Annotated in this window: 19 protein-coding genes and 2 pseudogenes; 8 read left to right on the forward strand and 13 right to left on the reverse strand. The window is 69.1% G+C overall.

Features of this window, described 5'->3' with window-relative positions:
- On the forward strand, positions 1-267 hold a 267-nt coding region (locus ACKUB9_RS30105; RefSeq protein WP_407529724.1), incomplete at its 5' end, for a helix-turn-helix domain-containing protein.
- 9 nt (positions 268-276) lie between these two features.
- Here the strand turns inward: ACKUB9_RS30105 and ACKUB9_RS30110 are convergent.
- The 6 genes from ACKUB9_RS30110 to ACKUB9_RS30135 all read right to left on the reverse strand — a co-directional run bounded on the left by ACKUB9_RS30110 (position 277) and on the right by ACKUB9_RS30135 (position 5,136).
- Positions 277-492 (reverse strand): hypothetical protein, encoded by a 216-nt coding sequence (locus ACKUB9_RS30110; protein WP_407529725.1) that lies wholly within the window; start codon positions 490-492, stop codon positions 277-279.
- Positions 489-1,007, reverse strand: a complete 519-nt coding sequence (locus tag ACKUB9_RS30115; RefSeq protein WP_407529728.1) for a hypothetical protein — start codon at positions 1,005-1,007, stop codon at positions 489-491. The genes ACKUB9_RS30110 and ACKUB9_RS30115 overlap by 4 nt, the downstream gene beginning before the upstream one ends.
- Positions 1,004-1,294: a hypothetical protein gene (locus tag ACKUB9_RS30120; protein ID WP_407529730.1), complete on the reverse strand. Its 291-nt coding sequence runs from the start codon at positions 1,292-1,294 to the stop codon at positions 1,004-1,006. Before ACKUB9_RS30120 ends, ACKUB9_RS30115 begins: the two co-directional genes overlap by 4 nt.
- Positions 1,295-2,059: 765 nt before the next feature.
- Positions 2,060-3,253, reverse strand: coding sequence for an MFS transporter (locus tag ACKUB9_RS30125; RefSeq protein WP_407529732.1), 1,194 nt, complete (start codon positions 3,251-3,253; stop codon positions 2,060-2,062).
- 16 nt (positions 3,254-3,269) lie between these two features.
- Positions 3,270-4,475 (reverse strand): MFS transporter, encoded by a 1,206-nt coding sequence (locus ACKUB9_RS30130; RefSeq protein ID WP_407529734.1) that lies wholly within the window; start codon positions 4,473-4,475, stop codon positions 3,270-3,272.
- 523 nt (positions 4,476-4,998) lie between these two features.
- Entirely contained in the window at positions 4,999-5,136 is a 138-nt protein-coding gene (locus ACKUB9_RS30135) for a hypothetical protein (protein ID WP_407529736.1), read from the reverse strand.
- A gap of 305 nt (positions 5,137-5,441) precedes the next feature.
- Between ACKUB9_RS30135 and ACKUB9_RS30140 the strand changes: the two genes are divergently transcribed.
- From ACKUB9_RS30140 to ACKUB9_RS30165, 6 genes and pseudogenes are all read left to right on the forward strand, one after another.
- Positions 5,442-6,005 (forward strand): DUF1003 domain-containing protein, encoded by a 564-nt coding sequence (locus ACKUB9_RS30140; protein WP_407529738.1) that lies wholly within the window; start codon positions 5,442-5,444, stop codon positions 6,003-6,005.
- A gap of 223 nt (positions 6,006-6,228) precedes the next feature.
- Positions 6,229-6,726 (forward strand): ferritin-like domain-containing protein, encoded by a 498-nt coding sequence (locus tag ACKUB9_RS30145; protein ID WP_407529739.1) that lies wholly within the window; start codon positions 6,229-6,231, stop codon positions 6,724-6,726.
- A 208-nt stretch (positions 6,727-6,934) separates the two neighbouring features.
- Positions 6,935-7,192, forward strand: coding sequence for a hypothetical protein (locus tag ACKUB9_RS30150; protein WP_407529742.1), 258 nt, complete (start codon positions 6,935-6,937; stop codon positions 7,190-7,192).
- A 294-nt stretch (positions 7,193-7,486) separates the two neighbouring features.
- Positions 7,487-7,615 (forward strand): annotated as a pseudogene (locus ACKUB9_RS30155) (hypothetical protein); the annotation flags it as partial.
- Positions 7,616-7,689: 74 nt separating this feature from the next.
- Complete coding sequence (locus ACKUB9_RS30160) at positions 7,690-7,908, forward strand: DUF1643 domain-containing protein (protein WP_407529801.1); 219 nt, start codon at positions 7,690-7,692, stop codon at positions 7,906-7,908.
- Between the two features lie 340 nt (positions 7,909-8,248).
- A complete protein-coding gene (locus ACKUB9_RS30165) occupies positions 8,249-9,160 on the forward strand; it encodes a hypothetical protein (RefSeq protein ID WP_407529744.1) in 912 nt (303 codons plus the stop codon).
- Between the two features lie 5 nt (positions 9,161-9,165).
- On the opposite strand, the gene ACKUB9_RS30170 is transcribed toward ACKUB9_RS30165, so the two are convergent.
- From ACKUB9_RS30170 to ACKUB9_RS30190, 6 genes and pseudogenes are all read right to left on the reverse strand, one after another.
- On the reverse strand, positions 9,166-9,618 hold the full coding sequence (locus ACKUB9_RS30170; RefSeq protein ID WP_407529747.1) for an RrF2 family transcriptional regulator: 453 nt from the start codon (positions 9,616-9,618) through the stop codon (positions 9,166-9,168).
- A gap of 119 nt (positions 9,619-9,737) precedes the next feature.
- A pseudogene (locus tag ACKUB9_RS34475) lies at positions 9,738-10,115 on the reverse strand (nitroreductase family protein); the annotation flags it as partial.
- 1 nt (position 10,116) lies between these two features.
- Complete coding sequence (locus tag ACKUB9_RS30175) at positions 10,117-11,490, reverse strand: LLM class flavin-dependent oxidoreductase (protein ID WP_407529750.1); 1,374 nt, start codon at positions 11,488-11,490, stop codon at positions 10,117-10,119.
- A gap of 8 nt (positions 11,491-11,498) precedes the next feature.
- Positions 11,499-12,872, reverse strand: coding sequence for an LLM class flavin-dependent oxidoreductase (locus tag ACKUB9_RS30180; protein ID WP_407529751.1), 1,374 nt, complete (start codon positions 12,870-12,872; stop codon positions 11,499-11,501).
- Positions 12,869-13,693: a MetQ/NlpA family ABC transporter substrate-binding protein gene (locus ACKUB9_RS30185; RefSeq protein ID WP_407529752.1), complete on the reverse strand. Its 825-nt coding sequence runs from the start codon at positions 13,691-13,693 to the stop codon at positions 12,869-12,871. The genes ACKUB9_RS30180 and ACKUB9_RS30185 overlap by 4 nt, the downstream gene beginning before the upstream one ends.
- 2 nt (positions 13,694-13,695) lie before the next feature.
- Positions 13,696-15,024, reverse strand: a complete 1,329-nt coding sequence (locus ACKUB9_RS30190) for an O-acetylhomoserine aminocarboxypropyltransferase/cysteine synthase family protein (RefSeq protein WP_407529755.1) — start codon at positions 15,022-15,024, stop codon at positions 13,696-13,698.
- A 345-nt stretch (positions 15,025-15,369) separates the two neighbouring features.
- On the opposite strand from ACKUB9_RS30190, the gene ACKUB9_RS30195 reads away from it, so the two are divergent.
- Complete coding sequence (locus ACKUB9_RS30195) at positions 15,370-16,593, forward strand: acyl-CoA dehydrogenase family protein (protein WP_407529758.1); 1,224 nt, start codon at positions 15,370-15,372, stop codon at positions 16,591-16,593.
- 63 nt (positions 16,594-16,656) lie between these two features.
- Here the strand turns inward: ACKUB9_RS30195 and ACKUB9_RS30200 are convergent, their stop codons facing one another.
- Positions 16,657-17,451, reverse strand: coding sequence for a MetQ/NlpA family ABC transporter substrate-binding protein (locus ACKUB9_RS30200; RefSeq protein ID WP_407529760.1), 795 nt, complete (start codon positions 17,449-17,451; stop codon positions 16,657-16,659).
- Positions 17,452-17,725: the final 274 nt, after the last annotated feature.

Raw genomic sequence — 17,725 nt, forward strand, 5'->3', positions numbered from 1 at the left:
GATCAGGGAATCACACCGCAGCAGACCCGAAAACCCCGCACCGACTCAGCCCAAACCGAAAACGCTCTAAGGGCGCGGACGCGCGCCGGCATGGCGTTTGTGAAGCGGCGGGGAAAGCATGTCGGCCGGCCGCACAAGCTGACCCCGGAAAAGCTCGACCTTGCTCACAAACTGCTAGCAGACGGGAAGGGCAGAGCAGCGACCGCCCGCGCGATTGGCGTCGATCCCGCTACGCTGCGCCGGCATCTCAACTCCCGCACACTTTGAGCGGCCGGGTCATTCATCGCGGCGGCGGGTCAGTTCGTCGGCGATCCGATGAACGCTATACGCCAACGCTAGGCCGTTCGCGTAAACCTGCGCCTCGTACATCACCCGATGCGCCGGATGGAGGATGTCTTCGTCTTCACGCTCGGTCAGAATGTGAAAACCGATGATGTTGGTGCAGATAGTCCGCAATTCGCCAAAGGCATCGGCTAATTCATCATCAGTCATCTGTCGGTTCCCGCGCGAGTATCGCGGTAACGCCCAACCCATTGGGCGAGGTGAAACGGCAGCGGCTTGTCGCCCGGGGGACGCCGCTCGAAAATCTCGAAAAGCAACCGTTCAACCTCGGGCCAGTCGCATTCCGGCGGTTCCAGCCACGGCCGCGCCTCCGTCGGGGTCAGACCGCCGTCATAGATCAGTTCGGACAGGCGCATGATACCGCGCGGGCCGAGTTGGTTATTCAGCGCCTCGACGTAGGGACGCCTCTTGAACTCTCTCGGCCGGGATGAAATCTGAAACAGGTAGCGGCGACGGCGTTCCGGTGCGATGCCGTCCGCGTCCCGGATGGCTTGCGCGACCTCGGCGAAAACCTGCTCGGGCGCGTCGATGACCAGCACACCAGAACCTAGCACCGTCACGATGCTCATGATGTGGTTGTAAGTCTCGACATCCTTCGGCCATCGGATCGCAGCAAGGATGCGGTCGTCGTCCCGTTCGGGCTGTTCGAAAAAGCCTTCGCTCATGGGTCGGGCCTCGTCGCAATGCCCCTGAACGGCCGGTGTAGCGCCGCCCAATGCCGGTAGGCGGCAACCGCCTCGACCATGCTCGCGTGCTCGATCCTGATTATATCGCGGGCGTGCGGATCGATCTGGCGGGTTTCCAGCACCATCGCGCACCATACGGCCAGCGCCTCGCAATAGTCGGCGAGTTCGGCCCATGAACGAATGGCGGCGGTACTGGTGCCGGGCCGGTCGGCAGCCCAAGCCTCGGGCACAATCTCGAAACCCTGCGCCGTGCGTCGGATTTCCATGGTTTGAGGCTCCCGCCTGAACCACGACACGCGGAACCATAGAGCCTGACGGTTGGCGTGGGAATCCTCGGCGCGCTACTTGCCCTTTGGGGTCCGTTTGCGGCTTCTCACGCGGCCCTGACGAACCGGCCGGCCCTGGCTCGCAGCCTTGAACTTCTCACGCCGCTGTCGGCTTTCTGCACTCTTCCGGCGTCGCCTCAGCCTTGGCTCTCTGCCGCGCTCAGAGTCTAGCCGATAAGTCATTCAGTGTGTCCAAGACGCCGGACGAGAACTACGACAACTGCCGCGTAGCGGAAAGCGCCGGCGAAGGTCATGAGTTCGCGCTCGCTTGTTCGCCTTTGCGCCACTTCCGGAGCTTCGGCCATCGCCGCCGAGATGTCCGCTCTTCTCCCGCAAGCGGCCACGACACGGAATGGTCGCGCCGGAAGGCCACGAGATCCTGTCGTGATGGCGCCCTGCGAGGGACCCGTTTGCATCAGGACCAGAACCGCAGAGCCTCGGCCACGACTTCGAAGACGGGCGAGTCCCGACGCCGGCTCGGGCGGTAAAGGCGGGATCCCCAGAAACGCGGGCTGCAGTCCTCCAGCAGCACCCAGGCGAGCTCGCCCGAGTCCAGATGCGGCTGCAATCAATTGTGCCGATATCCCGTACTGGCCATGCCGCCGTGGCTGCTCGTTGGTGTCGTGTTCGCCCTCTCACGTGAGGTCGATGTCGTCGTTCCGGCCGAGTCCTGCGACGGAAGTGCCGCGCCGAGCCTGGACGTCGCTACTCCGCGCCGGGACGCAAGCCCGGTGCCAGGGGCAAGGCGAGGCAGCAGAGCGCCGCCATGACCCAGAACGCTCCGGCACCCAGCCAACCGTAGAGCAGGCCGGCAGTCCCGGTCAGCACCGCGGAGGCGACGCCGAGACCAAACGTGCCATAAAGGGTCTGGGCGGTCGCGGCGAGTTGGGGCGGCACCGTCTCGGTGATCAGGTGCATGTTGGCAAGGTGGAGCAGCGCGAAGGTCAGGCCGTGCGTGAGTTGGCTCACGGCGAGCACGGGCACTGCGGTGGTGGTCGCCATCACGGTCCAGCGCAGGATGCCGAGCGAGGCTGCCAGCAGGGCAGCCTGGACCGGACTGAGCCTGCTCAGGAGCCAGGGACCGACAAGCACGAAGACGACCACCTCAGAGGCGACGCTCGCCGACCACAGCAGGCTGATCGTTCCCGGCCCGATGCCTGCCTCACGCCAGAGAATGACCGCGAAGCCGTCGTTCAGGGCATGACTGCCGATCACCAGCGCGGCCACCGACAGGAGCCTTCGGAAGAGCGGCTGCGCCAGCAGCGTTCGCATTCCCGTCAAACCCGAAACCGATGCCTCGCGCCTCGCCGGTACAGCCGGCACACCGACAGAAGCCGCCGCCATGGCAAGGAACATGATGCCGCTCGCCACGATGACGCTCGCGAGACCCATGGCACCGACGAGTTGCCCGGCCGCGAGCGTACCCGCGACGAATGCGGCCGATCCTGCGCCCCGCACCCAGCCGTACGAGAAGCTCCCCTCGCGCTCGGCTGCCCTGAGAGTCAGCGCGTCGGCGAGCGGTGCAAGCGCGGCGATGGCCGTTGCATGCACCATGCTGACAGCGAGCAGCGTCCAGAAGCCGGTTCCAGCGAGGTAGCCGAAGGAGATCACGCCGGCCGCCGCAGCCGCGATGCCCAGAACGAGGCGCGTGGCGTCGTACCGGTCCGCGACGTGGCCCGCGACCGGCCCGGCAACGAGGCGCGCCAGGGTGCCGGCCGCGAGCACGAGGCCGATCTCGCCAGGCGTCAGTCCACGCTCGCCGAAGAAGCTCGGCAGAAAAGGCGACTCGATGCCGTAGGCGGCGTAGAGCGTTCCCTGCAGGCAGACGAAGGCCGGGAAGGAGCCGCGCAGGAGCGTGCCCGACGCGACGCCTCCACTCGTGGTTCTCCCTTCCGCCATCGTGCGGAGCTCCTCGTCAAACGACTTCGCCCGCCGCCTCATGCTGACGGCTCGCCAGGTGTGCGCCCATCAGGCGCCGACCGGCCGTCCACAGCAGAAGCCCGGCTCCGGCAACAGCAGCGAGAACGAGGAACGAAGCCGGGAAGCCGATATATTGCGCGACGAGACCCGCGAGCGCAGGGCTCAACGCCGCGCCGGCGCCGTAGGCCGTCATCACGCCACCCAGTCCCGCATTGGCGTGGCCAGTCCCCTCCATGATCTCGACCACCAGCGCCGGGATGGCAACGCCGGCCAAGCCCATCGCGAGACCCTCCAGCACCTGAACTGGGATGACCAGCCACCAGGAGGCGGCAAAAGCGGCGAGCCCTCCGCGCAGGACGACGAGCGCGAGGGCCAACGCCAGGACACTGGCATGGCCCCGGCCCGTGGCGAGTCGGGCGGCGGCGAGGGCGGCCAAGACCATCGTGGCCTGTGCGACGACCGTCATCACGCCGGTCGTCAAGCTGGGGTCGGATCCGGCGGCAGTGCGAGCTTGCGCGAGGAACGGCAGCATCGCCCCGTTGGCCGTCTGGAAGGCCAAGACACTGGCCGCCAGCAGGAGGAGCGGCCGCGTCTCGAGCAGCACGCGGACGGTCGATCGCTCGTCCTGCTCGCCACCGCGGGCGGTGTTGTGATCGATCTGGCCCTTGTCGATGGTGAGCAGCACCGAGCAGGAGGCGACCGCCATCACCACGACGGCGATGGCGACGTAGCTCAGGCCGAAAGCGTAGCCGAGCAGCCCCGACAGGGCGGCGTTCGCGGCGTTGCCGGCGTGATTGAATGCCTCGTTGCGCGAGACCTGGCGCCCATAGGCCCTCTGCCCGACGAGGCCGAGCGTGAGCGCGGCGACGAGAGGCGCGATGCTGGTGTCGGCCACGCCGATGACCAGCTGTGCTGTGGCGATCAGCCAGAGACTGTTGGTCGCGACCAGTACGAGCGCCCCCGCGGCGATGGCGCAGACCGCCAGGGCGACAGCGGTGCGTTTGCGCTCCGTGCGGTCGATGAGGGCGCCGAGCGGCGTGGTCGCTACGAGTCCTGCCGCGCCGGCCAAACCCATGGCGAGCCCCGTCGAAGCAGGCTCGAAGCCCTGCTGCTGGAGGTAGACGCCGAGGAAGGGACCGAAGCCCTCCCGAGCGCCGGCCAGGGCGAAGTTCAGGGCGAGAAGGCTGGTAGTCGGCTGCATTCCATCCTGTCCGCTGCGCCAGGGTGGCGCATGCATTCCTGGGCACAGATATTCCTGGGCGCCGAACCCCGCGGTCGGCGCCGGATTGTCGCCGAGCTTGCCGGCGGTCGCATTCCGGCCGGCCGGAGTGCCTGATGACGCGGCAAGACGACCGAAACGGTTCCTGTGTCGCTACCGTCGGGCAACGCCGCGGCGTCCGGGCGGTGGTCGCCATCCCGGTACGCAACGAGGCCGAGCGGATCGGAGCCTGCCCGGCGGCGCTCGCCACCCAGCAGGGCATCGATGCAAGCGGTCTCGGCGTGGTGCTGTTCCTGAACGACCGCACCGAAGGGGCGGCGCATGTGGTCGCAGCCCTGCATGGTCACCTGCCCATCCGGCTTCGCGTGATGGGGCGCGAATTCGCTGGCGAACAGGCCTGCGATGACAGCTTCCCGGCGACCGACGTCGCCGATCTCGCCCGGCTCGGCCTACTCGCCGCCCCGGCTCACGCGGCGGAGGATGGCGCCGACCTCGGCGAGGCTGCCTACTTGCTCTTGCCACCCTTCTTGCCGAGTTCGGCCTGGGCCGAGGAGGATGTGCGCGGATTGGATTTGCCTTCTTGGCTCGCCTTTGCGTTGGCCTTCTTGGCCGTCGCGCTGCCGTGGCCCTTCTTTTCTGTCATGCTCGCCTCCTCCGAGATACGTGGCAATGGCGTAGACCGAAGCATCGTTCCAGAGGATGTCCGAACCTCTTTGCTTTGTGGCGGCCTGTACGGGGCCAACCTCCAGCTGCGAAGCGGATCAACAGAGCGACAGCCGGGAAAGTCAGGAAGGGGTCGACACCTGCCCGTTCATCACCGTTCGCTGGACAGATGCCCAGCGCAGGCACGCTCGGCGGACGCGCTTCGGGGTGGCTGGACATCTTCCAGCGGGAACACCCCCGGCAGAGGCCGGTTGGTCGGCCAGCCCCCTCCCGAGGCCCGTTCCAATGCCGAGGCAAGACGAGCGGAAAAGTCCCGCCGCACGGACGACCTTTCCGCCTCCTCAACCTGGAGGATTGGCTCCCGCCCTCATCCGCAACATCCAGACATTGCAGGAGCGCAGGAGGGCGGTCGAGCGCGACGCCTCCACGCAGGAGCGCGTGGCCGGGGCGATCACGCGGTTCACGGGCAGCATGGCGTTTGTCTACCTGCATGTCGTGCTCTTCGGCCTTTGGACCCTCGTGAACTCAGGTCTGCTATCGATCCTGCCAAAATGGGACGAGTCCTTCGTAATCCTGGGTACCTCCGCATCCGTCGAGGCGATCTTCCTGTCGACCTTCGTGCTGATCAGCCAGAACCGGATGGCTGCAGCGGCCGATAAGCGAGCTGATCTCGATCTTCACATCAGCCTGTTGGCCGAGCACGAGGTGACGAAGCTCGTCGCGATGATGTCGGCCATCACAGAGCGGCTGGGCATCGAGACGGAAGCTGATCCTGAAGTCGATGAGCTCAGACAGGACGTTGCACCTGGCGCGGTGCTCGACGAGATTGAGCGGAATCATCGCTTGTGATTGCCGCTCGTGTGTGAAATCGGCGTCCTACTGTCCTCGAGCATCGACGTCTCTATGAACTGATCAACACGAAGTCGGGCCTGATCGCATATCGTCGGGGCGCTCCAGCCGGCGAGGCGCATGGCACCGATGTCATAAGCTCAGCGAGAATTCGGTGCGCTTCGTTCCGGAACAACAGTCTGAGCGTTCGGTTGGTCCGCATCCCAGTCACAGGAGCGCAACAATGACGGCATCTCAGAGCCTGCAGGATGTCTATCTGGACGAGACGAAAGATCTTTGGTCGGCGAACGACCAAATGGTCAAGGCTGTTCAGCAGCTTTCGCCCCAGGTTCAGGATCCGAAGCTCAAGCAGATGCTTGAGCATTCGATCGACGGCATCAACAAGCACACGGAGATCCTGAAATCCTTGATCCAGCAGGGCGGTGGCCAAGCGGAGCCGGAAGCCTGCAAGGGAATGGCGGGCCTCGTCGCCGAAGCCCTCAAACATGGCCTTGAGGAGGCGCCCTCGGACGGCAAGCTGCAGGATGTCGTGATCATCGCCCAGTACCAGCGCATGTCCCACTACGGGCTGGCCGGATTCGGAACGGCGGCGGCCTATGCCAAGGCTCTGCGCCGAGCCGATGACGAAGCGAAGCTCAAGCAGGCCGTGTCCGAGATCTACAAAGGTGACGAGTACGCCAGCAAACTCGCCGAGAGCTTGCAGCAGGTTGCCGTCAAGTAGAAAAGGCGACGTCGCACCTCCAATGAACGAGACCGGCGCCGCTCAGCGCCGGGCCGTGTGGAGGCCGTGTTCAACTAATCTTCGAACTTTGTGCGGAAGGCGGTAGAGCGATTGTCCGCATCACCGCGATTACGCGGACGATCAGACTTGCGTCGGAACCGAGACGCCGGACCTGTTCGGCGCGATGCCGGAGGTGGGCGCATGACGCTTGTCCCCGATCACCTTCGCCTGGTGCCGCTGGCAAGGCAGTGACCCTGCCGCCGAGCATCCCGCCCGCTGGTCGCGCCTGAGTGTGACCGAGTTGGAGACGCAAGCAGACGTTCTGCGCCGCATGCGGCCGGCGTGCTACGACCTGCCCGACCTCATGCTTGCCATCGCGCGCGTCAACCATGGAGTCCGCGTCGACGAGGCCGGCGATCAACGCGTCGTCGAGCCCGTCAAAGGAGGGGGCGGGAGCGAGGCCTGACATTGATCAAGGCTCACACCCCTGTCGTGGGACCGCGGACAGGCGTACGATCAGCCATGGGCATGAACCAGATGAACCCACACAGCCTCTGGAACTGGTCGCAGATCGCAGCGCTGATCTTGCTCGCGCTGGGGCTGGCCGTCGCAGAGGCTCTGTAACGCCGTCCGACGGCGGGGGGAGCGCCTCCTNCCTCTGGAACTGGTCGCAGATCGCAGCGCTGATCTTGCTCGCGCTGGGGCTGGCCGTCGCAGAGGCTCTGTAACGCCGTCCGACGGCGGGGGGAGCGCCTCCTCGGTGGAGGCTGATCGGCCGCGTGCGATCCGCGCCTCGGCCGAGTTCAGCCCCTGCGGCCTGCACCGTCACCGCCTCGACCGCTGGTGGTCGGACGAGCCCCGCGCGCTCGTCTGCGGCTGCAATCCGAGCACGGCGGGGGCCGAGCGCAACGACCCGATCGTCTGCCGCCTGCGCGCCCTGCTGCGCGACCGCGCGCGCTCGCCGTGGAGGCGCCGCTCTTCATCGCGGCCTGGGGCAACCTCGTGCCGCCCGGCCTGCATGCGGACCGCGTCGCCGCGGCGCTATCGCTCGACGGGCGCCGCCCGCTCTACGGGTTCGGGGTAACGGGCGAGGGCGCGCCGATCCACCCGCTGGCCCGCGGGCGTTCGCGGGTGCTGCTTGGGGCGCCGTTGGTGGTGTGGAGACAAGGGGAGGGGACGTGACCCGGGTGGCGCCCTGCGCACCCGCCACCCGCCACCCGCTTCCGCGCCGAACCCGACCGCGACATCAACAGCTGCGGCGTTATCGGGCAGCGCTCTCGACCGCCGCTCATCGCAATCTGTGCCCTCGGGCGGCCGTCAACACTTCGGCACCCTGCACCGCCTCGTCACTGTGTAGTCCATGTGCATTCCCTGAAGCCTACGAGGTCAAATTCTTCCAGAAAGAAGCCGAACGGCATTCATTTGTGCTATCGCGCAAAGATCTCTGAAAAGAACGTTCTCGTTGATCTTTTGGCCCTTACCCTCGACACTCCGACATCGTCGCTCCCGTAACGAGGCCTCGATGCAAGCGCCAGCCACGACCACGCGCTCGACGGGTGGGCGCCACCACCTCGTGGTCGGCGCCACGACCGGCGCCCTCAGCCTGATCTCCCACCTGCTGCGGCGGGATCCGCGGGCGCAGGTGACGCTGATCGAGCGGCGCGCGGACCTCTGTCGACTGCTGCGCCGCGAGGAGTACGGGGCCATCCTCCGCAGCGGCGTCGCGGACGGCATCCGCTGGTGGCCGGACGGTGCCGCGGAGACAGCGGAGCCGCACCTTGGCGCCGTCCTGCGCGAGGCCGCCGCCCGTCTTCACGTGGCGGAGGGGACCTGCCTCGGGCTCGGCCGGACGTCCCACGGGGTCTCGGCTTTCCTCGACGACGGCACGACCCTCCTGGCGCACACGGCGACCGTCGCGGTGTCCACGCGGGAGCTGCTGCGCGCCGGGGACGTCCGCAAGGCCCTGCGCGTGCTGCGCCTCGACCCCGCGGACCTGCCGCTCGGAGCCGGTATCGTCTCCCTCGCCCGCTGGCTGCGGAACCTGCTCGACGAGGCGCAGGCGCGCAAAATTCCCCGGGCGGAGGTGATCGACGGGGTGCGCGTGCACGCCCCGACGCTCTGGGAGCACCTGCCGCCCGCCGCCAAGGCCAGCCTGCTGCGGCACGGCGCGCGCGTCTGGCCGGTGCTGGCCCGCTGCCCGCCACGTTCTCCGGCCGCACGGCGGACGGACCATGTCCTGCTCACAGCGGTGCGCGCGGAAGGCTCCCAGGACGGGCTGTTCTCCGCCGATCCCACCGACCTGATGCCCTACGCTCCCGCGCCGGACCTCCTCGACCTCGACGCCGCCAGCGCGTGGCTCGCCGCCCGCATTCTCGATGGGAAGACACCCGACCGGTCGGCGCTCGCCGCGGGTGCGGCCTGCGCCACGTCGTGACCGACTCAGATCTGGTAGGTGAGGCTCGCCCCCTCGTCCGCCGCCGGCCGGTCGCGCATCTGCGCCAGCGTCAGCGTGTCGAGCACGCCCGCGATGCTGTTGCGCACCTCCAGCATCACGAGGCGCACGGCGCAGGCTCCCTCGTCGGGGCAGTCGTCGCAGGGGCGGTACGCCGTGCGGCTGGCGCACGGGAAGGGGGCGAGCGGCCCGTCGAGCACGCGCACCGCGTGGCCGACCCGGATCTCCTCCGGAGGGCGCGCCAGGGCGTAGCCCCCACCGGGTCCCTTGCGGCTGTGCACGAGGCCGGCGTTGCGCAATTCGCCCAGGATCGCGTCGAGGAACTTCTTGGGGATGTTGTTGGCCGCCGCGACCTCGGCAACGCCGATGCGCGCGCCCGGCGGCAGGCCCGCCAGGTGGACGAGCGCCTTGAGCCCGTACTTGCCCTTGTTGGTGAGCATCCTGGCTCCGCGCGGTCCGCAAGAACGACGTGGTCGAAGAGAACGACGTGGTCGAAGAGAACGAATTGGTCGATGTAGCCGCTGGACTTCTCCGGCGCCACCGCGGCGGTCAGCGCCGCCCGTAACCGGTCGCGCCCGCTGAGGGTTTCGAGCCCGCGCACCCGGTCGAGCGCCGCCGTCGTCCAGCCCACTGGTTCCAGGCGCTGACCCTCCTGGAAGGTTTTGAGCGTGTGGTCGTAGGCGGCGACCGCCGCGGGCTCGGCGCCGGAGCGCCCCTTGTGCAGCACGAGGCCTTGAGGCAGGCGCGGCCTCACCGCGGCCAAGCGCGTCGATTCCGGATAGCCGACGCGGTGCCCGAACGCCGCGAGCACGGTCGGCGGCGGGCCCAGGATCTCCGCTACCGCGACGGGATCGTTGCGCAAGGCTCCGATATGGACCGAGGCGAGGCCGAGCGACTCGATGGCCACGGTGGCGTTCTGCGCCGCCAGGACCGGCACCTCACCGCGCCGCCGCCCGCCGGAAGCGCGCCGCCGGGTGGCTCTTCGGCAGCAGCCGGCGCTCCTCGCCGAACACCTTCTGGCGCAGGCTGCCCGCCGCGTAGCCGCCCTTGTATCGGCCGCGCCGCTGCAGCTCGGGCACCACGAGGTCGATGAAGTCGCCGTAGCCCTCCGGCGTGACCGCGAAGCTCAGGTTGAAGCCGTCGATGCCGGTCTCGTCCATCCAGGCTTCGAGCCCGTCGGCCACCTGCGCGGGCGAACCGACGAGCACCGGCCCGCGCCCGCCGATGGCGCCCTCCCGGACGATCTCCCGGATGCTGCGGCGGCGATCCGCCCGCCCGAAGGACTCCGCCACGGAGGCGATGGCGTTGTCGCGGCGCAGGACCGGGAAGGGATCATCGAGCGCGTAGGCCGACAGGTCGATCCCGGTCCAGCCGGAGAACAGGGCGAGCGCCCCCTCCGGATCGACGTAGGCGAGGTAGTCGCGGTGCTTGTCCTGCGCCTCCCGCTCGCTGCGCCCGACGATCACGGTGACGAGCGCGAAGAACAGGATGTCGGATGGATCGCGGCCTCTCGCCGCCGCACGGGCGCGCGTGTCTTGGACGGTGGCGGCGACGGCCGCCCGCGAGGCGTCGCTCAGAAACACCGCCTCCGCGTGCGCGGCCGCGAAGTCGCGCCCACGGTGCGAGGCGCCGGCCTGGAACAGGAAGGGCGTGCGCTGGGGCGAGGGCTCGACGAGGTGGATGCCCTGCATCCGGAAGTGTTCGCCCGCGTGCTCGATGCGGTGGATTTTAGCCGGATCGGCGAACAGGCCGCGCTCCCGGTCGCGCAGCACCGCCCCGTCCTCCCAGCTCTCCTCCCAGAGCCGGTAGACCACGTCGAGGAACTCGTCGGCGACGTCGTAGCGGGTGTCGTGCGCGGCGATGCCCGGCTGCCCGACCGCCCGCGAGGCGGCGTCCGAGTAGCCCGTGACCACGTTCCAGGCGGTGCGCCCATTCGTCAGATGGTCGAGGGTCGAGAAGCGGCGGGCGAGCGTGAAGGGCGGCTCGTAGGAGACGGAGGCGGTGACGCCGAAGCCGAGATGTTCGGTCGCCGCCGCCATGGCGGAGACGAGGAGCATCGGGTCGTGCTTGGGCACCTGCGCGGCCCGGCGCAGGGCCGCGTCCGCGTTGCCCGCGTAGACGTCGTGGATGCCGAGGCCGTCGGCGATGAACAGCGTCTCGAACAGCCCGCGCTCCAGGAGCCGGGCGAGGTCGGTCCAGTAGCCGAGGGTGTTGACGGAGAGCGAGCGGTCGCGCGGGTGGCGCCACAGCCCCGGCGAGAGGTGGACCGGACTGTGGATCGCGAACCCGTTGACGCGGATGGGCTTGCGCATGGCGCCCCTCACGCCCCGAGGCGCCGGAAGCCGGCGCCCGGGTGGCTGGGCTTCAGCCGCGCGCCCGTCCCCGGAAACAGCTTCTCTCGAAGAGTCCCCTCCCGGTAGCGGGTCTTGAACACGCCGCGGTCCTGCAGTTCGGGCACGACGAGGTCGACGAAGGCCTCCAGCGTCTCCGGCACCACCACGCGGGTCAGGTTGAAGCCGTCCACGTCGGCCTCCTCGGACCAGGACAGGAGCTCGTCCGCGACCTCGCTCGGCGACCCGACGATGAAGGGCGCGCGCGCGCCGAGCGGGCCGAACTGCGCGAAGTCGCTCACGGTGAAGCGGTGCTCCGTGTTCACCGTCAGGTTCTCGACCAGCGACTGCATGGCGTTGGTCTTCACGTAGGCCAGCGCCTCCTCGGGACCGAGCGTCGCGAGGTCGATGCCGGTCCAGCCCGAGACGAGGGCGAGCTGGCCCTGCACGTCGAGGTAGCGGGCGTACTCGTCGCGCAGGTCCAGCGCCTCGGCCCGGATCGGCGCGACGATCACGGTGGCGCCGAGGAAGAACAGGATGTCGTAAGGGTCGCGCCCGTGCTCGCGCGCGGCCTCGCGGATGCTGCGGACGGATCGGCCGGCGATCGCCCGGGTGTGGCCGTTGAGGAAGATGCATTCGGCGTGGCGCGCCGCGAAGGCGCGGCCGCGGGACGACGTGCCGGCTTGGTAGAGCACCGGCGTGCGCTGGGGCGAGGGCTCCGCGAGGTGGCGGGCGTCGACCCGGTAGTAGGGTCCCTCGTGGCGCACCCGGTGCACCTTGTCGGGGCGGGTATAGATGCTGCGTGCGCGGTCGTGGACGACGGCGCCATCCTCCCAGCTGCCCTCCCAGAGCTTGTAGGCGGCCTCCAGGAAATCCTCGCCGGCCTCGTAGCGGGTGTCGTGCGCGCGCGCCTGGGGCAGGCCCATGCCGCGGGCACCGCTCTCCAGGTAGCCCGTGACGATGTTCCAGCCGATCCGGCCGTCCGTCAGGTGGTCGAGCGTCGAGAAGCGCCGGGCGAACTGGTAGGGGTGCTCGTAGGTGAGGTTCGCGGTGACTCCGAAGCCAATCTGCGAGGTGACCAGCGCCATCGCCGGCACGACGAGGAGCGGGTCGGCGTTCGGCGCCTGCGCGGCGCCCGCGAGCGCCGCATCGGCGTTGCCGCCGTAGACGTCGTAGGTGCCGAACACGTCGGCGAGGAAGATGCCGTCGAGGAGCCCGCGCTCGGCCGTGCGGGCGAGCGAGGTCCAGTAATCGAGGGAGGTGTAGCGCACCGAGGCGTCGCGCGGGTGGCGCCACAGCCCGGCCCAGGTATGGCCGGGGGCGTGCATGTGGAAGGCGTTCAGCCTCAGTTCGCGGCGGCTCATTGAAAGTAATCCGGCAGCGTGAATCCGTCGTAGAAGCGGTCGGCCCGGATCGCCGCCTTGAAGGCGTCCGAGCGGTAGGCGCTCGCGATGTCCCGCGCCCAGGGTGTTTCGGCCGCGTCCTTGCGCACCGCCACGACGTTCACGTAGGGCGAGGTCATGGTCTCGAGGGCGAGCGCCTCGCTGAGCTTGAGCCCGCTGAAGAGCGCGAAGTTGCCCTGGATCGCCGCGAAATCGACGTCGTCGAGGACGCGCGGCGCCTGGGCGGCTTCGAGCGGCACCAGCCGGATCCCGGCCGGGTTCCCGATCACGTCGAGCTCGGTGACGTCGACCGGGTTGCCGTTCGGCCTGAGCGTCACCCAGCCGAGGTCGCGCAGGATCTTGAGCGCCCGCTCCAGGTTCACCGGATCGCTCGGGACCGCCACGGTGGCGCCGCGGGTCACGCCCGCAAGGGTGCGGTGCTGGCGCGAGTAGAGCCCCATCGGCGGGGTCGGCACCTGCACGATGCCGACGAGGTCGGTGCCGTTCCGGTCGTTGTAGGCCTTCAGGTAGACGCTGTGCTGCATCACGTTGGCGTCGACCTCGCCGCGATGGACGGCGGCATTCACCTCCAGGCCGGTGCTGAAGTGTAAGGTGCGCACCCGGTAGCCCTGGCCGCGCAGGGTCGGCTCGACGCCGGCCTTGAAGGCGTCCTCGTAGGGGCCGGGCACGAAGCCGACCTTGAGGTCGGGCTTGGCCGGTTCGGCGAGCGCACGGCCCCCCGGTGCGAGGGCACCGCCCACGGCCGCGAGGGCCGCGAGCAGCGCGGCGAGGAGGAGGCGCATGATCAGGCCGCCCGTGCCAGGCCGCCGGCGGCCGCGAGCCCGCGGTCGAGGTCGGTCAGGATGTCGTCGATGTGTTCGAGCCCGATCGAGAGGCGCACGTAGCCCTCCGACACGCCGGTCGCGCGCTGGTCCTCGGCCGAGAGCTGCGAATGCGTCGTGCTCGCCGGATGGATCGCGAGGCTGCGCGCGTCGCCGATATTGGCGACGTGGTAGAGGAGCCGCAGGCCGTCGATGAAGCGGCGCCCCGCCTCGCGCCCGCCCGCAAGCTCGAACCCGACGAGCCCGCCGCTGCCGCCCGCGAGGTAGCGGTCGGCCCGCTCCCGCTGCACGCCGGTCTGGAAGGCCGGGTGGATCACCCGGGCCACCTCGGGCCGCTTCGACAGGTAGGTGCCGACCTTGAGCGCGTTCTCGGCATGGCGCGCGATGCGCAGGGGAAGGGTCTCCAGCCCCTGGAGGATCTGGAACGCGTTGAAGGGCGAGAGCGCCGGTCCGAGGTCGCGCAGGAGCCTCACCCGGGCGCGCAACGCGTAGGCGATCGGCCCCAGCGCCTTCGCCTCCTCGACCCAGATCGCCCCATGGTAGCTCGGATCCGGCTGCGTGAGGGCGGGCTGGCGCTCCGGAACCGCCGCCCAGTCGAAGCGTCCGCCGTCGATGATCAGCCCGCCGATCGAGGTGCCGTGGCCGCCGATATACTTCGTGGTCGAGTAGACCACGACCGCCGCGCCGTGCGCGAAGGGCCGGGCGAGGAGCGGGGCGGCGGTGTTGTCGAGGATCAGCGGGATGCCGAGCGGCCGGCCGATCGCCGCCACCTCGGCGATGGGAAACACCGTGAGCTTCGGGTTGGGCAGGGTCTCGCCGTAATAGGCGCGGGTGCGGGCATCGGTGGCACGCCGAAAATTGTCCGGATCGGCCGGATCGACGAAGCGGACCTGGATGCCCTGCTCCTTCAGGGTGTTGGCGAAGAGGTTCCAGGTCCCGCCGTACAGGTCGGTGGCGCTCACCACGTTGTCGCCGGCCCGGGCGAGGTTCTGGATCGCCAGCGCCGAGGCGGCTTGGCCCGAGGCCACCGCGAGCGCCGCGGCTCCCCCTTCCAGCGCCGCCGCGCGCTGCTCCAGCACGTCGGTCGTGGGGTTCGTCACCCGCGTGTAGATGTTACCCAGTTCCCTGAGCGCGAAGAGGTTCGCGGCGTGGTCGGCGTCGCGGAACTGGTAGGAGGTGGTCTGGAAGATCGGCACCGCGACGGCACCGGTGGACGGGTCGGCCCGCCAGCCGGCGTGCAGGGCCAGGGTCTCGGGCCGCAGCCCGGCGGGATCGAGGGACTGGGATGCCATGACGGGGATCTCACTGAGAGTGGCGGAGCGGCGATGACGGGCCGCGGCAAGCCCTGAAACGCTCTCGCGGCAGCGCTCCGGTGTCAACGAGAATGTTCTTTTTAAAGAACATTCTTCGGAAGTCATCGGCGGCGTTATCCGGCAGGATGGCGATGAGATCCTTCTCTGCCGCTCGTTTCGCCTGTATAGAGCCTCATCCGGTCGTCGTGGCTACGCCGATACGTTCGCTTTGAAAAACGGTTCGGGAGCGCCGGCGCGCGCTTGCCAGCCGATCCTTTTTGTCTATCAAAATAATCGACTACTCGCCAGCGCGGCACCTGCCGCGCGCCACAGGGAGCATGGTCGATGTCTCAGACGCAGGCAGGGTGGGGGGCCGGGCCGAGCCCCCGCTACGACGAACTCGCCGAGCGCTTCCGCCCGGTCTTCCGGCGCATCCGCGAGTCGGCCGCCGCGCGCGACCGGGATCGCCGGCTGCCGCACGAGGAGATCGCGTGGCTGCGGGAAGCGGGCTTCACCACCCTGCGCCTCCCCCGCGCGCAGAACGGCCACGATGCAACGCTGCCGGAGCTCTTCAACCTCCTGATCGAACTCTCGGCGGCGGATTCGAACGTCACCAACGCGCTACGCGCACATTTCGGCTTCACCGAGGACGCCCTGAACTCCCGCTGGTCCGCGTGGCGCGAGGCCTGGATCGCCCGGATCGCCCGCGGCGAGACCGTGGGCAGCGGCGTCTCCGAGGCCGGTCCGGCCAAGGTCGGGTCCTTCGAGACGGTGCTGCGGCGCGACGGCACCGGCTGGCGGCTTCACGGCACCAAGTACTACACCACGGGCTCGCTGTTCGCGGACTGGATCCACCTCGCGGCCCAGGACGAGACCGGCGCGCCGGTGGGCGCCGCGGTGCCCCGGGGCGCGCCGGGCGTGGAGGTGCTCGACGACTGGGACGGGTTCGGGCAGGCGCTCACCGCGAGCGGCACCGTGCGCTTCACCGACGTCGCCCTGACGGCCGACCTCGTGAACCCGGATCCCGGCCGCTTCCGCTACGCGATGGCCTTCTTCCAGCTCGTCCACCTCGCGACGCTCGCCGGCATCGCGCGGGCCGCGGCCGAGGACGTCGCCCGCCTCGTCGGCGCCCGCCGCCGCGTCTACAGCCACGGCAACGCCGCGACGGTGGTGGAGGACCCGCAGGTGCTCCAGGTGGTCGGCCGCGTGCGGGGGGCCGCCTACGCGGCGGGCGTGATCGCGCTCAAGAACGCCGAGGCGCTGCAGCGGGTCTACGCGGCCGATGAGGCCGGCGACGCCGAGAGCGCGGAGGCGGCCGGCGCGATCGCGGATGTCGAGGTCAACCAATCGGTGACGGTGGTGACGAGCCTCGTCCTCGACGCCACGACGCTGCTCTTCGACGCGCTCGGCGCCTCCGCCACGGCGCGCTCGCTCGGCCTCGACCGCCACTGGCGCAACGCCCGCACCATCGCCTCGCACAACCCGCGCATCTACCGCGACCGCATCGTCGGGGATTTCGCGGTCAACGGCGCCGCCCCGCCCAAGCAGTACCGCGTCGGGCAGGGCTGAGTACCTTCAGGAGCCCGGGCCGCCTCACAGCGGCGGCCCGGGCTCGCATCCGCACAGGCGCGCTCACACGCCCGGCCACGCCGGCACGAACCCGGGGAGCTTGGTCTCGATGAAGGCCTTCACCTCGGGCGCCTTGAAGGTCTCGATGAACCGGCGCAGGCGCAGGTCGTCCTTGCGGTCCTGGCGTGCGACGAAGCGCAGGACGAATTGATCGTCCGCCGCGCGGTCCACGAGGAGGGCCGTGTTCGGGTCGCCGCCCGCGGCGAGCAGGTAGGTGAGGTTCACCATCGCGAGCGTCACGTCGTCGAGCGAGCGGTAGAGCTGCGCGGGATCGAGTTCGACGATGTCGAGTTTTTTCGGGTTGGCGACGATGTCGAACCGCGAGACGGACAATCCCTTGCCGGGCGCGAGCGTGATGAGCCCGGCCTTCTCCAGGAGGCGCAGGCCGCGCGCGCCGTTGAGCGGCTCGTTCGGGATCGCCACCGAGGCGCCCGCCGGCACCGCGTCGAGCGAACGGATTTTTTTGGAGAACAGGCCGATCGGGGCGATCAGCCCGACCGGATCGACCTGCACCAGCGTGGTGCCGCGGCGGGCGTTCTGGACCGCCAGGAAGGCGCCGTGCTGAAACAGGTTGGCGTCGAGATCGCCATTGCTCACCGCCTCGTTGGGCGTCACCCAGTCGGTGAACTCCACCACGTCCACGCGCTGCCCGCGCTCCTTGGCGAGACCGGCCGCGAACTGCACCACCTGCGCCACCGGGCCGGCCGTCACGCCGATCCGCACGGGCTTCTCGTCAGCGCGCAGGGACGATCCGAACCCCGCCAGGGCCACGAGAACACCAAACATCATCCGCCGCATGAGGCGCTCCAGAATCTTGAGGATGAGTGCGACACCGTCCAGCCACGCGCCGATTGCCAGTATTCCTGAGAATACGACCGCGCTCGCGGACGAGATCAAATTATTCATCACATGGGAAAACTGCCAAGATCAACAGAATGTATTGCTCTTTTCGAGGGCCGTGGACGGAATTTGTTCTCGATGGAGTTGTCCGGAGAGAACACAACGACGGGACCGCGATCGTGCGACGCGTCTCGGCAAGGGCGAGCGCCCGAACCTTCCCGCCGTCCGGGGA

It is taken from the genome of Methylobacterium oryzisoli (assembly GCF_046557895.1).
Lineage (GTDB): Bacteria > Pseudomonadota > Alphaproteobacteria > Rhizobiales > Beijerinckiaceae > Methylobacterium > Methylobacterium oryzisoli.

Coding starts and splice junctions, on each gene's coding strand:
- ACKUB9_RS30130 (WP_407529734.1), bottom strand. CDS start 4,475: ATGCAGCCGACTACCAGCCTTCTCGCCCTGAACTTCGCCCTGGCCGGC.
- ACKUB9_RS30140 (WP_407529738.1), top strand. CDS start 5,442: ATGCCGAGGCAAGACGAGCGGAAAAGTCCCGCCGCACGGACGACCTTT.
- ACKUB9_RS30135 (WP_407529736.1), bottom strand. CDS start 5,136: ATGACAGAAAAGAAGGGCCACGGCAGCGCGACGGCCAAGAAGGCCAAC.
- ACKUB9_RS30120 (WP_407529730.1), bottom strand. CDS start 1,294: ATGGAAATCCGACGCACGGCGCAGGGTTTCGAGATTGTGCCCGAGGCT.
- ACKUB9_RS30195 (WP_407529758.1), top strand. CDS start 15,370: ATGTCTCAGACGCAGGCAGGGTGGGGGGCCGGGCCGAGCCCCCGCTAC.
- ACKUB9_RS30125 (WP_407529732.1), bottom strand. CDS start 3,253: ATGGCGGAAGGGAGAACCACGAGTGGAGGCGTCGCGTCGGGCACGCTC.
- ACKUB9_RS30180 (WP_407529751.1), bottom strand. CDS start 12,872: ATGAGCCGCCGCGAACTGAGGCTGAACGCCTTCCACATGCACGCCCCC.
- ACKUB9_RS30115 (WP_407529728.1), bottom strand. CDS start 1,007: ATGAGCGAAGGCTTTTTCGAACAGCCCGAACGGGACGACGACCGCATC.
- ACKUB9_RS30170 (WP_407529747.1), bottom strand. CDS start 9,618: ATGCTCACCAACAAGGGCAAGTACGGGCTCAAGGCGCTCGTCCACCTG.
- ACKUB9_RS30190 (WP_407529755.1), bottom strand. CDS start 15,024: ATGGCATCCCAGTCCCTCGATCCCGCCGGGCTGCGGCCCGAGACCCTG.
- ACKUB9_RS30200 (WP_407529760.1), bottom strand. CDS start 17,451: ATGCGGCGGATGATGTTTGGTGTTCTCGTGGCCCTGGCGGGGTTCGGA.
- ACKUB9_RS30175 (WP_407529750.1), bottom strand. CDS start 11,490: ATGCGCAAGCCCATCCGCGTCAACGGGTTCGCGATCCACAGTCCGGTC.
- ACKUB9_RS30145 (WP_407529739.1), top strand. CDS start 6,229: ATGACGGCATCTCAGAGCCTGCAGGATGTCTATCTGGACGAGACGAAA.
- ACKUB9_RS30165 (WP_407529744.1), top strand. CDS start 8,249: ATGCAAGCGCCAGCCACGACCACGCGCTCGACGGGTGGGCGCCACCAC.
- ACKUB9_RS30110 (WP_407529725.1), bottom strand. CDS start 492: ATGACTGATGATGAATTAGCCGATGCCTTTGGCGAATTGCGGACTATC.
- ACKUB9_RS30185 (WP_407529752.1), bottom strand. CDS start 13,693: ATGCGCCTCCTCCTCGCCGCGCTGCTCGCGGCCCTCGCGGCCGTGGGC.